Here is a 15,017-nt window from a genome sequence, read left to right as displayed (position 1 = left end):
AGGTTTTACATGTTTCTTCTATGCTTTGCGTAGAGCCTGAGTCTAAAATAAAGACACCCGTCGCAAAATCAACCATTAACTTATCAAAATCTTGTAGCGCTTGAGACGCCAGTGAAATTTGAATTTTCCACTTTCTCCCTTCACGCATATCTTGAATAATTTGATCTCGCACAGAAGGGCTATTAGCCGTACGGTGAAATTCATCATAGACAATGCGTTTAGGCTCTTCTAAAATTTCTCGTACCCGCTCTTCATGATAACGATGGTACGCTTTTGGAAATGTGCGTAAATCATCATGGCGTAAAAAGTAATGCTGCGCCATAGCGTGACGGGAAAGCATGTACATCACTGCCGTTTGCTTCTCCGCTGCTGCAGAACCTGAGCGCGCGACTTCTTCTAGGTCTAAAGCAATAATACGTGCTTTTTCTAAATTAAGCTGAGTGGGTGCAGTTAATGTCGGAAAATTTCGAATCACCGCTGACATTGTCCGGCAAAATGCGGAAACAAAATCTTCTTGGCTACCCGGTAACGAGACTTTAGCATAAATATCTTTAATACCATGGTAATGTGCCGTCGAAATCGTATCTGCAAGTGTTGGCATTGCGTACTTTTGAGCACGCCAAGCTAAATCATGGTGACCTTGTTCAAAGAGTGCATCTGTCAGCTGCCACCAACTCATTGCTGGTTTTATCTCTATATTAGTTTTGTCAATTTGTTTCTCTAAATATTGATCCATCTGCGGAATATAAGGTTTAGGTTGCCCCTGATCGCTAAATTGCCGATAAAGCTCATCGACAAGCAAACTCAACATACCTGACATCCCATCAGGAACATTATCCTGAGCCCGTTCAACATACAGTAAGCTTAATAAATTAATTAAAAAAGAACGATGCAACTTTGTTGGAAAACGCGCGCCAAGCTGAGTATCAAAGGGATTAATCGCATGGCCTTCCTCAAGTTTTAAACGATGATAAATCACCGTATTTTTTTCTTCTGAACTTAACCCTTCTTTTAATAAAGAAATAAACCCCTTACTTGATGGTCCAATATCAATAATCGCAATCCGTGGCAATTGAGATAAACCCGGCGATAAACACAAACCTAAATTCAAGCTATTTAATAATACTGACTTACCTGAACCTGAGCGAGCATAAATAATATCAATCCAACTCACCTGATGGCTAGAGCCTGGCTGATAAGGCCACAGCTTACCATCCGGCGTTCTAAATAATAATGCACCTTTTTTCCAAGGAGAAGCCGGCCGTGTAATCGGCAACATTTTTGCAACCGCCGATAAAGGCGCACCTGAAGTGACTGCGGCGCTTTTATTGCGTACTGCAACCGCGCTTGATAAAACTTCGGCATAAGGGTCACCATAAAACTCCTTAACTTCACATCCCCCCCGATGCCTGCACGAGTTGTGCGAGCTTTGCAGAGCGTTGCTTTAATAAGTTCATCTGGCCATCGGGGGCCCAGGTGAGCAGCACCATTTTTAGCTTGACGATGGGGTCATCCCCTCTTTCGTCTAAATACTTTAATAGCTTATGGGAATCAACAATTAATTTATTATGATAAGAGCTAAAAGTTAAAAATTGAGCCAACCAATTCTTAGACTGTGTGACTTTAATTCCATGACCCGACACGTGAAATGAAACACGCCAAGGCAAATCAGAAGCAATTGCGCGCCGAAACAAATCATAAAAAGGACGGACATTTTTAGGAAATAGTTCAACATATAAGGGGGCATATAACGTATCGCCAATGCGTGCTATTTTTGAAGTCGATATTTTCACCTTCACGAGGAATAACCTGAGAAGACAAAGGTGGCCACATAATGTTAGAGATATCATAACTGTTATTATGCGCACTGTCATTTTCTTCCAAACGAATAGGGATGGTATCTCCTGGCAAAGAAGGAGTCCACTCAGGCGAGGTAAATGTCGGGTCAACTGATTTACGTGTTTCATACAAGGTGCTATGAACATCAAGTAATTTAATATAAAAACCAATTTGTTGCAAATCTTCAACGACCGTTGTTATTAACGAATCATGTAAATTTCTAAGTTCGGGCAAACCTAAAAATAAATTCGCGGCCTCTTTAGCCATTGGTAAGTTATAAGACTGGATCTTTTCATGCTGCACCTTGAAAGCATGCTTAATATATTTGGCCTGCAGCGCACTCGGCTCTGTCCAAATAATCAAAAAACAGTCTTCATGAGAGCAAACATCACCCAAAACTTTCTGCTTGGATAAAAAGATATCATCAATATTTAAATTAATTCTAGAGGCTGTTTCTTGGCCAGGTTGTAAGGCCTGATCAATATGGTAAGCAACTCCATCGGGATCATAACTAAAATAAAATTGCAAAAAATGGCCCGTTGAAGAAAACGAGCTTTGCACCGCTTCACAAAATTGCTCACACAGATGCTTAAATTCAGCTTTACCAATAAAACGCCGAAAGCCATCAATGCGTATCACTGAAATCAATGAGGCATTTTTAGTCACCAGCACATGCTTGCTATCTGCTGTTTCTAAATCACAATAAGCAGTATGCGATTGCTTGAGTAATAAACCAGACCAAGCAAAAAAACTTTCAACATTATCAAATAATTTATCAACCAAAGCCATAGCAATTATTCACTTAACACACTAATTAATTTGTTAACTCTATCTGAAGAAAATATACGAGAAACAATTTGTAGCTTCTCAAATAACATATTTCTATCATAAAAATTCTTATAAATATCTTCTTTATCTTTATGGTCATTCGCTTTATCAATAAGACCAGCCACATATTCAGCATCTTTTCGATTTAGTTGATGCAACAAGTAGAACATATAAGCCGCGGGTAATGCGCTCATCAATCTTAATAAAACTTCTTGGTCAATCACTATTTTTTCTTGTTCCTCAATAAACGATAAAAGCTCAATCATTTTTGACTGATCATTAGCATCTACCTGATAAATTTCTTGCTCTATAAATTCAAAATTAATCAAGGCATGATTAATATTGCTATTTTTATAAGCCTTCCAGTATTCTGCAACACGCTCAGAGAAATCAACCATTTTAGCTCCCTCTTCGAATAAAGTTCATAATATAATCTCAGCAACCCGATTTAAGGGAAATAATAACCGAACTCCTGAAATCAATTCATAATTTTTATTTTCACCATTATTAATAAATAAAAATGTTCCAGGGTGGCTCAAATCAGATTGACACACTTCTTTTAAGAACTGAACACGATCTTTTAAACTTGAGTACAGCGTTTTAGCCGATATAATATGCTCTTTATTTTCTTCAGAGACACTCAGCTTTGCCATTGCAGCTACCATAAGATTTAAATGTGCTTGAGTAATTTCTGGTAAATAAATGAGTCGGTCATGACCATTATAACTAATATCATATTGATCCATTAATAAACAAGGGCTACATAGCTGACAAGCAAGTGCAAAATTACTTTCAACATTATTACTATAGTTGCCATCAATATTAACAATATCAAAGAAACTTTCGCATGATAGGCCACAGTACTGACAGTGATACTGTGCTTGGCTGGCAATTTTTTCTGTGAGTTGCTGAAACGTTTTATTGGTTTTACGCCGTTTAAATTTAATTATATTACCCGGAATGGCTTGTAGATTTAAATTAATCATCTTTTTCGACCTCAACTGTTTTAAAAACAAGTTCAAGGCCATCGGTAGCCTTTTTAACCATCGGAGTCACAATTGGTTGCATTAATGCTTTTTCTGCTAACCAATGTGCACGAATAGCGGCTCCTTCAATAAAAACAGCACGACGTCCAACATTATTTAAAACATACCACAGCAAACGATTTTGAGGCTTTAACCATAGCAATGAAGCGGTTGACACAATACCACTTTGTCTAGCAGCTTCTAATAGTGATGAAAATACAGTATAAGTATAATGATGCTTTTTAATTATTTTTTAATGATTTTTTCACTTTTATAGCGATTAAATAACTGTAAAGCTAAGCTATAATTTAATACCTCTTTTTGTGAAGAGGCTGATATTTCACGTGCTGCCTTTTCTGCAATCGCACGGTCATAGCATGCAAATGCAGCTAGGATACCAAACACCGCTTTTTCTACCGCCGTTAACTTCTCCTCTTGCCAGCTTGGTCCGAGTTGAGCAATGAATAGATCATGAGCCCGATCATGGTTAATCGCAGCCTTCCCAGCAAACAACTGGTGTTTTTTCATAAACTCTATAGGCGTTAACGCCATTCTCCAACCCCCTTCATCGATTGACTGCACAGCCAAACGCTGATTCACAATCGGCATGGTCTCTGGAAATTCACTTTTCATACTGTCAAGCAAGCTATTCATGCTGTGTATTGTTGATAATTTATTTCCTGGGTGAAGCTTCCACAATAATATAATCATTAATAATGCCAGTGGGAGAATAAACCACCGTATCACCGAACCCACTGCGACTGAAATCGTATAGAGGTCATGACCAGTCACCGCCTCTGCTGGTGTTTTTCTAATCCATATTGCTAAATTATCTAGCTTTCCAGTCATTAGCTGTGTTAATTCAATTTCAAAGAGCTTAAACGATAATACCAGCTGAACCACTTCATCATGAAAACCAATGAATAAAACACATAAGAAAATAACAACAGCAAGCGTATAATAAACCACATGAGGAACGCCACCTTGCTCATTTTGTTGCATAATAACTACCCCAACGATATTTCATGACGGCGTTCTGAGCGCTCTTGCTGGCTAGATGATTTTTTCTTGCTCATCACCGTAACCGCTTCTTTACTCACAGCTTTAATCCCTAGCAGTCTTGCATTGTCCATAATTACTGTTTCTGCATTCTCATCCGAACACAAAAACTCAATAAATACTGAAATTGTTCGCCGCGGATTAATCAAGTAAAGTAGACTCATGACAGAATAAGGTGAAATGGCTGTATCGCCCTCACCTTCACCTTTTTCGTCTTGCCCATTTTTCTCTACAGGATAAATTTCATCACAAATTCGATGCAATGTATCCACACGATAAAGATGCCCCTGATAAAGCTCATCGACTTTTTCAGCTAAACGCCTAAAATCAGGCAAGATACATGGATTGCCAATATTCTCAGCAAGTTGCTTTGCCTGTTGCCTCTCAATGTAGCTTTGATTATTACTCATTGCCTATAATCTCATCAATCAATACACTAACATTCTCTGTCGGTTGATCATCTGTATACGAAGTGATTGCAGAAAGCTTCTCAGCAATACCACTGGATATATTCTTAACATCACTCTTTGATAAATCACTTAAAATAGCAAGCTTTTCTACAGCAATCTTAATTTTTTTATAGTCAATCAAGCAATCCTCTAAACTAGATACTTCAAAGTCAAAGTAAATACTTTCCACTCGTTTTTCTAAGGCAATATTTAAAAAGACATCATTTTTAGGGATGAACTCACTATGCTCTTCTTCACCAGTTCCTTCATTCATCTCATTAATTTCAATCACACATTGGCAAGCTTGGTCTAAACTTAACGAATCAGCCACACTCACTCTTTTCATTAATGAATTAATCAGTGAGTCATTCTCATGATATTCAATTAATTTTTCTTCTAAATTAATCTCCAACTCACCGACTAAGCTAATGGCTTTTAATCGTTTTAACTCTTCCTGAGAGGGAGGTGCGACTTTTAAAAACTGATTAATTTTAAGACGCTGAACTTTTGGTGGATTGGCATAAAAAGATTTCATTCGAACAATATTCGATTTAAAAAACACATGAGCTTCACCCTCACGTTGGTCTTTTAGATCTAATAAATCCACACGATTGCGTTTATCTAAACTGGCCTCCATGGTGTCTTGGTAACTCATCGTCGTCGATGCCTGATTCGCGTTAAAGCTTTTTGCTACCGAAACATAAGCTTCACCCGCTGTTTTTTCGGAAGAATTCCCAGGTTTCTTGTGGGTCCTCAAGCTTCATACAAATTTTAATATTCGTATTCGCACAAATTGATGCAGCTTCTTCCTTTGACGCTTTTTGAAAAGCAGGTAAATCTTGCCCAGCAAAAACAACCGAAAAACCAAGCGACCGAGCCTGTGCAGGAACAACAGCAAATCCTTCTACCGCATAATAACCATACTCATCCAACACGCATAAATAAGGGGTATTTGAATTGGTCGGCTTTGTTTCGATAACATCTTTATAATCCCCTTCTACTTTATCACCCAAACCTGCAGCTAGCATGGCTTTTAATGATGCAATGATTAGCTTACCTAAATTAGAAAGTTCATCGGGAGATTTCTCAAGTGCAGGTAATAATACAACTAAAATACGACGATTTAAGACAACATCTTTAAAATCAACTTCTGCCAAATTAGTTCGAATAATATGTGCATACACATCAGCTAGCGATCCAAAAATACGAGTCAACTGCATGATAATATAACCATGCTGCTCATAAACTTTATCAGACTGCTCACCCTTTTTATCCATTTTATAACCCGGCAAGCTGACGAGGTAATTAGCCAAAGGATCTTTTACATCAAAAGGAATATCATCCTCATAAGTGCTTTCGTTGCCCAATTGGTCTAATATTTTCTTATCATGATATAAGCCCTCTAGCGCCTCTAATGTAAAGTAACGCCGGATCGTTCCTGCATCCAATAATAGTGCTTCTTGGTCACGTAGATAGACTAAAACACGCATTAATGCTTCAATAAAGGAAATAGCCCGGCCTTTCCACATATCACCATCACCACCACCTTGACCGCCTGAGTCCATCATGCTTGTCACTAGTTGCGACAACATACTCGATGACCCCACGGCAAAGGGGTTCATGGTATTTGAAACGATATCTTTTTGAGGACCAATAATATCCCGTGCACCCGTCATAAAGTTGATCACTAATAGATCATCTTCTCGTCCCATCGAGCGCACCATGGCAAATACTTTTGCAAATAAAGAATTATCCCCTTTACCATCAACATAGATAAAACCACTACCTTGTACCAAAGCATTATAAGAAATCGATAATAAGGTTTCTGTTTTACCACTTCCTGTTGAGCCAAAAATCAAGCAGTGTGTTCGCATATCTGAATTGTTAAACCAAAGTTCACTATTGCTATTAAATTCATTGCCAAAGTGGTAAATTCCTTCTGCATCCCCTGGTGTATTACCACCCGGCTTGGGGTTATTTGGATCAACTTCTTTACTATGCATCGGCTTTTTAAAAGGCAACATCGATGATGACCACATCGAATACCAAAATACCATTAAGATCATTAACAACAAAACATCAGACAAATAAGAAAAGATAAAGCTTAATAAACACAAAGCAACAATAGCAACACAAGCCCCTGTACGATTTTTTAATAAATCACCAAAGCGCCGATGAAACCCACGCAAGTCACGAACGGACTCAACTTGGGCTTGCTCTTGATTTTGAATGATGCCTCTAAATGTTTTCATGGTGACTAATGCTTTACTCAGTATCTATCTTTTTTTACTACCCGCGACTGCTTCTCTTAATACTGTAAAAAAAGCACGAAGTGTCAGATTAAATTTATTTAAAATGGCTAAAAAAATAACTGCAATTAATGAAATGAGTAATGTGCTCATGCGCATATGCAACAAGAATAATAAAAATGGAAAGCAGACCCGTGCATCAAGCATAAAAAGCTTTGGATAATATGCAGAGTCCCGCCAGTGGGTTGATAATTCATTTTGACTCATAATACTCTCCTCTTTTGTAATCACTTAACCAAAGTGAATTTTTTAGCTGTTTTCTCACTAATTATTCCTAAAGACAATTTATCTTGAATATCACAGGCAATTGTTTTTCCAGACTCTCGCAATATCTCTTTTAAAACGCCTGTAATATTGTCACCATTAAACTTATATAAGCGATCTTTAATCTCATCAGTCATTACTAAATATTCTCTAACCGCCATGCGAGAACCATCAACGGTTGGTACCAGTGCTTGCCAGATAATCACACGCACAGTTTCAATCAAATCATACAACCGTGCTTGACGCTCTTCGGCAGCAAATAAATTAACCATGCGCCGAAAACTATCGACCACGCCATTACTATGTACTGTGGTATAAACAGGATGCCCAGTCAGTGACGCTTCAATAACCGCTTCTAAAGTCGGTTTATCTCGCGCTTCGCCGACAAGAATTAATCCAGGCTTTCTACGTAATGCATTTCTAACACCAGCCGAAAAGCTCGGTAAATGCCTTGGAATCTCACTTTGACTCACCACAGAACTTGGCTTAATCACATTATCATAGACATACTCAATCGGTGATTCATAAGTTAACACCTTCAAATGGCTTTCAGGCTGTTCTAAGAAATTTGCGACCAATGAGGCGAGTAAAGTACTTTTACCAGATCCCGTTGCACCGCTGATGACAGCAACCCCTTGAGGCACCGTTAAGCTTTGGCGCAACTGCTCATCCAGGCCCATATTTGCCAAAGGTGGCGGATCTGCGGTAATTGTTCTTAATGTCACTTGTAGGCCATTATAGCCTTGAAACTGGCAAGCTGTAATATTCACTCGATAACGAAAAATCTCATCAGCAATGCTTAGCTGATAGCTAGTATCTAAATCTGTACCACTTTGCACTTGAGCCGTCGCATTTGGGCCATAAATATGATTGATTAAATCAGACGCTTCTTGCAAAGTCAGTGTCCTAGCGGTCACTCGATACAGTAACCCTTGAATATCAGCAATCACATTCTCACCAGGTTGAATGGTAATATCCGAAGCGCCTTGATTATGTAAAAAAAGCCAATAAACGATCAAATTCTATCGGGGTAAAATAAGCCGGCTCATTGATAAACTGATAATTATTCATGATGATCAACGCCCACCACAGGTTGCCACAAGCCGCTTTTGACTTGTAGACCAGGTTGGTTTTTAATTTTCCATGCCCAGTCATCAATCGTCACTTTATTTTTATCACCCGTAATGCCTTGGTATTGCTTCGAAACATAAACAGGACTCACCAGGCCTTGTGTTAAAAGTTTTTCGTATAAAGCCATGCCGGTATAGTCTCGGACCAATCTATTTAAGTTAATTTTGTAAATAGTTACTGCTTGGTTAATACCACGCTTCCAACCTTCTGAAATATTTTTTTTCCATATAATTTCTTCTTTTTCATTTTCCGGCAGTAGAATTTTATTTGGCAAGTCTGGTTTAGCATAACTCATATACAGATAATCGCGCCAAGTGGGAGGGGCCGTGACAAACCGAACCTGGCTTATTATTTTATAGGTTCGACCGGCAGCGCGAATTGACTGTGCATCTTGACCAACATTTACCGAGTGGCTGGAATCAGAAATAACTGGAGGAAGTACATTACTTTGCAATAGCAATTGGTTAAAATCGAATATTTTATCAAGCTTGCTACTGTACTTTAATAAAAAAGAATCGAGAACTTTAGACTCTGCGGCTAAACCAGCTTGTGCTCCAAGCGAGAGCGCTGTGTCTTTTATCGCTTGCAACCGTATCGTCAAATGTTGCTTTTGCTGATACTGACCTGACGTATTAGATAAATTACTCAATTGTTCTAAAGAGTATAAGGCATGATCAATCATGAGTAAGGTACCGTAAACTAATAATTTTTTGTTTCGGTAAAATTTTAATCGCCGCTTTATTATTCGCTTGTAGTTCTATATTTTGTAAGGCAACTAGTGCAGGAGTAGACTGATAATTAACATTCACTAAGATAGGCAAATCAGGCTGCTTACCAAACTCTTGATAATCAAAACCTACAACATTTGCGATTGTTTTAACAATGGACCCTATCGGTCCGTACCAATTGATCGAAATATTTTTATTTAAAGCCGAATCATGAATATTCGCAAATGGCATCACTTGTTGCTTAGGATATTGAGCACGTCTAATCTCAGATAAACTTGATAACGCAGCACTTGTTTGAGCCACTGCACGCGTTAAGGCCGCTTGCACTTCAGCATTATCTTTGATTTGCTCATTTTCTAAACTTTGCATATTCACTTTAGTTGGCTGTGAAGAACAGCCTTGAACCATGGCAACAACCGCAGATAATATTACCACCCAGGAAATCTTCACAACCCAACTCCACACTTTGCTTATGAACCTTGCTTAAAGTTAAAGCCACTTAATGTCTTATCAACACTGCCAGTTACACCATGATTTACCGTGTGACCCAGTACTGCAGCAATTGTCCCAACAACGAGCAAAGAGCCTCCCAGCACCATATGAATAAAGCCATTTTTAGCTTGGACCTGCTGCCCGCCTCCCTGACCGCCATGGCCGGTACGTAAGTGGAACAACCCCATAATAATAAGAATCATGCCACCAAAGCCACTAACGAATTCAACGAAAACTAATGCATTAAGCGCAGTTCCTTTCCAGCTTGAAAAAAGGTTTGTTAAGGTATTATCTTGCGCATAGGCTGATGTGACTGCCAATGCCAGCAAAGTGGCGCCTAAAAGCAAATTTTTTCTTCGAATTGAAAATTTGATTTTCATGATGTTCTCCCAATATTTAAAATATAATTAAATAGTTAACCCGGTAATTAAATGATAGGTTTGGCTTAAAATATCTATAAAAACACTTGCGTTAATTGCAACAATTCCCGCAAGAACATGTGCAACTATTCTCGATAAACTAGCATCTTGCCCTCCCATGTGCTCACCCAGTTTAATTAATAAAAATATGCCGCGCATAAATGAAATCAGACCAACAACAAATAAGATTGCATAGGCTAATTTAATTAAATTCTCATCATTTGTTTGTGCTGCATTAGCAACAGCGCATTGCAACTTACCATCTGAAAAAACAAGGATCGATGAGCTACTTAAGTCATTAAAATAAGAGAGAAACCCTTCTCCGTTCGAAGTGCCACAAAGACTGTCGATTAACTGTGGAGTTCGAAATAACGAGCCACTTAAGGCCTCGATCAAATAATTAGGACATGTTAATACAGCTCCAACAAAGAAATAAAATCCAGAAGCCATCGGTGAACGCCGATGCATAGACATTAGCCTAGGGTTGGCATGGTGGCGCAAACGATGAACGCCAACGCCGAGGGCACCAATACCCAGAACAGGGCTGATAACATTAACCAAGTGCAAAAATGGGTTTAATAAATAAACAATAATTGCATCATACATATTCGTCGGTGTTGTTGGTGTCGGTACACCTGGCAATAAATTGGACGAAGTAGGTGGATGGTTAATTGTATTTGACAATATTACAGCTAATGTGCCAATCGTTAATAAAGCGCCTCCAAACACCAAATAAGAAACGCCAATTTTTGCAGCGCCTTGCTCTTGTTGCTGATTTTTCCCACCTTTTAAGCTAATTAATCCTGCAATAACAAGGACAACTCCTGTAAAAGCAGCGATCAATTCGAAAAAAATCACTAATATTTTTTAAAAGTAACTTCCCAATCTGCCGCCATATCAGAAAATGAGCTAGGCGCAGTCGTTGCATATGATGGCTCTAAAAATAACAGCAGTATAATAAGCGACATCACTTTAAAGGTGAAAGTATGGTCCTTATTCATTCTTCATCACCTCATTTAGTTATCTAAAAATATAGCCAGAGCTCATAACAACTTGCTCTTTAGAGTCATTTATTTTTACCACCTTTCCATACCCTGGAATTTCACTACCTTTGGTCAGTGTATAAGTCACGCCTGCTTCATTAACCAACCAAGCCCTTCCAGTAATAATCGCCCTTAACCTTAACTTCTCTCGATGACTGTATTGATTAGCAAGCATGAGTTTAATTTGAGCGTTATTATTTTTAATTAATTTTCCAAGGTGAGATACCTCATTCTGACTCGCATTCATATTTTGGTAAAGCAAAGAAAAATTAGAATTTTCTTTATCAGCGATATTTTTCACCACTTGATAAAGGTTTTTGATTTGGTCATTTAAGTTACTTTGATTACTTTTAGTAGTTGCCAGATACCTTACTTCATTTGATAGATTATCCAGCTCTTTTTCAATTTTAAGTAATTTTTTATTCGTTGCTTCTGAATTTTCCTTTAACAATAGAGCTGCTTTCCTATCAAGCCTTATAGCCGATGCATCCTGGTTTAGGCGACTAAAATGCTGACCGCTTTCATTAACAGCCGTTGAAGTGCTAGTTATATTTTTTACCGATTTATTAGAAAAACCAGGCACAGATTCGGCTGCCATAGCAGGAGCACTATGAGAAGCTCTCGCTGATGAATCTAAGTTCGAAAAGTTTAAATTCTTTGCAGCAGCAGGCTCTTTTTTTGCAGGGTATAGGGTTTCGTAAGCATTATACATCATATAGCCCGCAATGCAGATGGCAACTCCAGCGATAATATAGTAATGCAGCATCGGCCGTATTTTTTTCCCATAAAGAAATACGATTGCGCACGATGGCCCGCTGGTCTTCTTTTGTTGCTTTATTATCGTCAGCAACTTCAGGCTTAATTTCTTCTTGATCATCATCAAAATTATAATTTTTTTCTATATCACTCATAGGACTTATACCTTCACATCCGACATAAATAATATTCCCATTCCAACACCTTGATTTAATGTCACAGTCGGAGGACGGTCGAACTCTCGACTTGCTTTATCCGCAAGAATAGACCCCACTTGTCCAAAACCGGAGTAAATCGCTTTTCTCGTCGTGCGATTTGCTTCATTATTAGATTGGTCTCCAGTAACAATACAAGTCGAACTACTTCCACAGACCCCACCTGATGCACTTTGGGAAAAGTACTCGCCAAAACCTTGTAAGAAAGCAGATGCAAACAGACCACCGTAACGCAGTAAGTAGTGATTATCGACATCAGAAGCTAATGCATTTTGTGCCGTTGTTGCATTAATCGCATAGGCTTTAATTGATATCGTGTGGTCAAGCGCTGGCAAAGACATGCGGTCAAAAATAATCACAAGCTTATCGTTTTCGCGTTTAAAGCTTCCAAGTAATTTAGCCTTTTTAAATTTCCCCTGGACAATCGTTGCCATCACCGGTGTACCCGGTTGGTCACTGTTTAATTGGGTATCTAAAACTGCAAATAGAATACTCCCTGCTTTCTCAATAACATTGCCATGATCACCCTGAAGCTGCCCCGCATTCGCTGAACCACTTGCGGCTGCAACTTTAGCGACCATGCCTTGCTGAACCGCAACGTGACCCCAACGACCTGACATTCTTTTAATTTGGCTATCCATTTGAGCTGTTTTTTCTGAAACTGCGGCGAAGTATTCTTGAGTTCTTTGCTGCTTCTCTTGCGCCGTATTATTCTGTTTTTGTGTTGCTCGTTCGACAGGCTGATACTGTTTTTGCACAGCTTCTCTATGTAATATTTTTTTGAAAATATGAGAGCCAGTAATTTCTTCAATTTGCCGGTCTTGTTGGTTCATCTTATACGCTTGTGGGTGAATATTTTGGGTTGATTCGGCCACAAGTGTTTTCCCTTGAGTCTCAGCTTGTTTCACCTCTTCAGCCTGATTGGTTTGGCTCATCTGATCATAAACTTTATTGGTATATTTTGTTGCTCCTTCACCCATATGCTCATCTGGACTGCTTACGTATGAGCCTCCCAATGAAGTTATCGCTTTAGGTTGTGCAAGGTTATTAACTAATATGACAATAATACTCATGATAACAATAAAAATAATGAGCACACGCAGCCTAGGGTGTGCAGATAAAAAGCTTTTTGCGCGTTTAATTGTTTTTAGTTTCATTGAATTCTAACTACTCAGCACTGTAACAGACTTTAGTACACCACTCATAGAAATAAGCAATGACGGGGTTGCAGAAAGCTCATACGCATGTAGTGGGTCCGGTCCAGTACTACTTTGCTTGGCCTGCCATTGTGGTGAAACTAAGACCCCCGGAGTTAACAGCAAGTACATCCCTCGATATAACCAAACTTGTGCCGCAGCTCCACCTTCTACTTTAAGAGATTTAGCACCCTCGGGTGCGAGCCCATTAAGCAATTGAATCAAATCATCAGGTGCATGTTGTGTCGTCGCGGCAGTCGCTTCATCGGCAGACTGGTAACTTTGAACACGAATATAATCAAGATAATCCCACATTTTTTTGCCCTAAAACCAAAGAGAGCATCACAGGGATATCTAAACCTTTTAGCATAATACCAATATTGGCCTGTCCATAAGCCTTTAGCCCTTGGACCATCAGCACTCCACTCGCTTTATTCCATTGAATATTAAAATTTTCGGGATCACCCAGGCTGTACGAACTAATCGGCCACACCTTGCCAGATTGATCTGTCATAACAATGGAGCTAATCATCCCTTTTGCAACACGGACGATAGGCTCAACTCCTCCAGGCTGTAACCCCACAGGTATAATAGAGGATGAGCTTTCACGAGGTTCGTCTCCCGCAGGTGCAGACTCTGCCTTTTGTTGTGCATCATATAAGTTTTTATATTGATGAATTTGACTCGGCTTTAAAGGAAAATCATTCTTTGTTAGTTGATTGAAAGCAGCTGTACTCACATCAGCATTTGCAATTGAATTAGCAAAAAAAATCAATTAATACAAGGGAAATACCATTCTTCATAATTCCTAAAACCTTGCAGTCTTTTCCTAACATATTAATAAATTTCACATAAAACGAATCTAACTATTAAAAAAGCAAATATATAAATTTTTTTGAAAATCAATATAATCCGACAATTTAGAACGAACTAACCTATACAATCCCAACCAAATTAAACCTACTTTAGGTTATTCAAGAATATAATATTCTAAAAAACGCTAAAAAATCGCCAAAAAAAGTTGTTATGAATTTATTACAAATTTAATTATTTGACCAAAGCTATATATCAGCATCAAAGTCCCGAGATTCTATACTGATTCAATCTCTTTGTAAATAATTACATCCAAAAAACACCTGAACGCTGTCTTGATTATTTTTCAATTTTATTACTTCAGATAACATACTTAATCAGCACACTTCATATAAGTTTTCAGTTTTCTTAAATCTATATTAAGGAAAATAAGCTTTTATTTTAAATATAA

At 38.4% G+C, this 15,017-nt stretch carries 19 protein-coding genes and 2 pseudogenes; all 21 read right to left on the bottom strand.

Annotation, left to right across the window (positions count from 1 at the left end; translation table 11 throughout):
• Positions 1–1,279, bottom strand: a pseudogene (locus tag BGC07_RS22640) (AAA family ATPase); the annotation flags it as partial.
• Positions 1,280–1,391: 112 nt separating this feature from the next.
• Positions 1,392–1,799, bottom strand: coding sequence for a hypothetical protein (locus tag BGC07_RS22635; RefSeq protein ID WP_235603262.1), 408 nt, complete (start codon positions 1,797–1,799; stop codon positions 1,392–1,394).
• The gene (locus tag BGC07_RS22630; RefSeq protein WP_235603261.1) at positions 1,729–2,628 is read right to left on the bottom strand and encodes a hypothetical protein; all 900 of its coding nucleotides are present in this window, start codon (positions 2,626–2,628) and stop codon (positions 1,729–1,731) included. The genes BGC07_RS22635 and BGC07_RS22630 overlap by 71 nt, the downstream gene beginning before the upstream one ends.
• A gap of 5 nt (positions 2,629–2,633) precedes the next feature.
• Complete coding sequence (gene icmW / locus BGC07_RS14280; protein ID WP_069313641.1) at positions 2,634–3,065, bottom strand: type IVB secretion system protein IcmW; 432 nt, start codon at positions 3,063–3,065, stop codon at positions 2,634–2,636.
• 24 nt (positions 3,066–3,089) lie between these two features.
• Positions 3,090–3,653, bottom strand: a complete 564-nt coding sequence (gene icmJ, locus BGC07_RS14275; protein WP_069313640.1) for a type IVB secretion system protein IcmJDotN — start codon at positions 3,651–3,653, stop codon at positions 3,090–3,092.
• Positions 3,646–4,220: pseudogene (locus BGC07_RS24175) on the bottom strand (secretion/conjugation apparatus DotM-related subunit). The gene icmJ and the pseudogene BGC07_RS24175 overlap by 8 nt, the downstream one beginning before the upstream one ends.
• 479 nt (positions 4,221–4,699) lie before the next feature.
• Entirely contained in the window at positions 4,700–5,161 is a 462-nt protein-coding gene (locus BGC07_RS14265; protein ID WP_069313639.1) for a hypothetical protein, read from the bottom strand.
• Positions 5,154–5,855: a hypothetical protein gene (locus tag BGC07_RS23690; RefSeq protein WP_317135137.1), complete on the bottom strand. Its 702-nt coding sequence runs from the start codon at positions 5,853–5,855 to the stop codon at positions 5,154–5,156. The genes BGC07_RS14265 and BGC07_RS23690 overlap by 8 nt, the downstream gene beginning before the upstream one ends.
• Positions 5,856–5,907: 52 nt before the next feature.
• A complete protein-coding gene (locus BGC07_RS14260; RefSeq protein WP_317135136.1) occupies positions 5,908–7,452 on the bottom strand; it encodes a type IV secretory system conjugative DNA transfer family protein in 1,545 nt (514 codons plus the stop codon).
• Between the two features lie 24 nt (positions 7,453–7,476).
• Complete coding sequence (gene icmT / locus BGC07_RS14255; protein ID WP_069313638.1) at positions 7,477–7,716, bottom strand: IcmT/TraK family protein; 240 nt, start codon at positions 7,714–7,716, stop codon at positions 7,477–7,479.
• Between the two features lie 20 nt (positions 7,717–7,736).
• Positions 7,737–8,792: an ATPase, T2SS/T4P/T4SS family gene (locus BGC07_RS14250; protein ID WP_235603258.1), complete on the bottom strand. Its 1,056-nt coding sequence runs from the start codon at positions 8,790–8,792 to the stop codon at positions 7,737–7,739.
• Positions 8,793–8,836: 44 nt separating this feature from the next.
• Complete coding sequence (locus BGC07_RS14245; RefSeq protein WP_069313637.1) at positions 8,837–9,586, bottom strand: type IV secretory system conjugative DNA transfer family protein; 750 nt, start codon at positions 9,584–9,586, stop codon at positions 8,837–8,839.
• The gene (locus tag BGC07_RS14240) at positions 9,579–10,082 is read right to left on the bottom strand and encodes a DotD/TraH family lipoprotein (protein WP_235603257.1); all 504 of its coding nucleotides are present in this window, start codon (positions 10,080–10,082) and stop codon (positions 9,579–9,581) included. The genes BGC07_RS14245 and BGC07_RS14240 overlap by 8 nt, the downstream gene beginning before the upstream one ends.
• A 20-nt stretch (positions 10,083–10,102) precedes the next feature.
• Positions 10,103–10,504: a hypothetical protein gene (locus BGC07_RS14235; protein WP_069313636.1), complete on the bottom strand. Its 402-nt coding sequence runs from the start codon at positions 10,502–10,504 to the stop codon at positions 10,103–10,105.
• A gap of 27 nt (positions 10,505–10,531) precedes the next feature.
• Positions 10,532–11,401 (bottom strand): hypothetical protein, encoded by an 870-nt coding sequence (locus BGC07_RS14230; RefSeq protein ID WP_158006957.1) that lies wholly within the window; start codon positions 11,399–11,401, stop codon positions 10,532–10,534.
• Positions 11,401–11,544 carry a hypothetical protein gene (locus BGC07_RS20780; protein ID WP_158006956.1) on the bottom strand — a complete coding sequence of 48 codons (144 nt, stop codon included), beginning with the start codon at positions 11,542–11,544 and terminating at the stop codon, positions 11,401–11,403. The genes BGC07_RS14230 and BGC07_RS20780 overlap by 1 nt, the downstream gene beginning before the upstream one ends.
• A gap of 19 nt (positions 11,545–11,563) precedes the next feature.
• Positions 11,564–12,301, bottom strand: a complete 738-nt coding sequence (locus BGC07_RS14225) for a hypothetical protein (RefSeq protein WP_139121707.1) — start codon at positions 12,299–12,301, stop codon at positions 11,564–11,566.
• On the bottom strand, positions 12,291–12,497 hold the full coding sequence (locus tag BGC07_RS19595; RefSeq protein WP_077216921.1) for a hypothetical protein: 207 nt from the start codon (positions 12,495–12,497) through the stop codon (positions 12,291–12,293). Before BGC07_RS19595 ends, BGC07_RS14225 begins: the two co-directional genes overlap by 11 nt.
• Positions 12,498–12,502: 5 nt before the next feature.
• Positions 12,503–13,714, bottom strand: coding sequence for a TrbI/VirB10 family protein (locus BGC07_RS14220; protein ID WP_069313635.1), 1,212 nt, complete (start codon positions 13,712–13,714; stop codon positions 12,503–12,505).
• Between the two features lie 6 nt (positions 13,715–13,720).
• Positions 13,721–14,068, bottom strand: a complete 348-nt coding sequence (locus tag BGC07_RS23470) for a DotH/IcmK family type IV secretion protein (protein ID WP_268801679.1) — start codon at positions 14,066–14,068, stop codon at positions 13,721–13,723.
• Positions 14,052–14,492, bottom strand: a complete 441-nt coding sequence (locus BGC07_RS23465) for a DotH/IcmK family type IV secretion protein (RefSeq protein WP_268801678.1) — start codon at positions 14,490–14,492, stop codon at positions 14,052–14,054. The genes BGC07_RS23470 and BGC07_RS23465 overlap by 17 nt, the downstream gene beginning before the upstream one ends.
• Positions 14,493–15,017: the final 525 nt, after the last annotated feature.

It is taken from the genome of Piscirickettsia litoralis, assembly GCF_001720395.1.
GTDB classification, from domain to species: Bacteria; Pseudomonadota; Gammaproteobacteria; order Piscirickettsiales; family Piscirickettsiaceae; genus Piscirickettsia; species Piscirickettsia litoralis.
Note: the sequence above shows the minus strand (reverse complement) of the source record. Positions and strands in the feature narration are given on the sequence as shown.

Bases quoted from the DNA above. Each gene is read 5' to 3' on its own strand.
- icmJ (WP_069313640.1), bottom strand. From the start codon at position 3,653: ATGATTAATTTAAATCTACAAGCCATTCCGGGTAATATAATTAAATTT.
- BGC07_RS23690 (WP_317135137.1), bottom strand. From the start codon at position 5,855: ATGAGTTACCAAGACACCATGGAGGCCAGTTTAGATAAACGCAATCGT.
- BGC07_RS14235 (WP_069313636.1), bottom strand. From the start codon at position 10,504: ATGAAAATCAAATTTTCAATTCGAAGAAAAAATTTGCTTTTAGGCGCC.
- BGC07_RS23470 (WP_268801679.1), bottom strand. From the start codon at position 14,068: ATGTGGGATTATCTTGATTATATTCGTGTTCAAAGTTACCAGTCTGCC.
- icmT (WP_069313638.1), bottom strand. From the start codon at position 7,716: ATGAGTCAAAATGAATTATCAACCCACTGGCGGGACTCTGCATATTAT.
- BGC07_RS14220 (WP_069313635.1), bottom strand. From the start codon at position 13,714: ATGAAACTAAAAACAATTAAACGCGCAAAAAGCTTTTTATCTGCACAC.
- BGC07_RS14260 (WP_317135136.1), bottom strand. From the start codon at position 7,452: ATGAAAACATTTAGAGGCATCATTCAAAATCAAGAGCAAGCCCAAGTT.
- BGC07_RS20780 (WP_158006956.1), bottom strand. From the start codon at position 11,544: ATGAATAAGGACCATACTTTCACCTTTAAAGTGATGTCGCTTATTATA.
- icmW (WP_069313641.1), bottom strand. From the start codon at position 3,065: ATGGTTGATTTCTCTGAGCGTGTTGCAGAATACTGGAAGGCTTATAAA.
- BGC07_RS19595 (WP_077216921.1), bottom strand. From the start codon at position 12,497: ATGAGTGATATAGAAAAAAATTATAATTTTGATGATGATCAAGAAGAA.
- BGC07_RS22630 (WP_235603261.1), bottom strand. From the start codon at position 2,628: ATGGCTTTGGTTGATAAATTATTTGATAATGTTGAAAGTTTTTTTGCT.
- BGC07_RS14265 (WP_069313639.1), bottom strand. From the start codon at position 5,161: ATGAGTAATAATCAAAGCTACATTGAGAGGCAACAGGCAAAGCAACTT.
- BGC07_RS14225 (WP_139121707.1), bottom strand. From the start codon at position 12,301: ATGATGTATAATGCTTACGAAACCCTATACCCTGCAAAAAAAGAGCCT.
- BGC07_RS14245 (WP_069313637.1), bottom strand. From the start codon at position 9,586: ATGATTGATCATGCCTTATACTCTTTAGAACAATTGAGTAATTTATCT.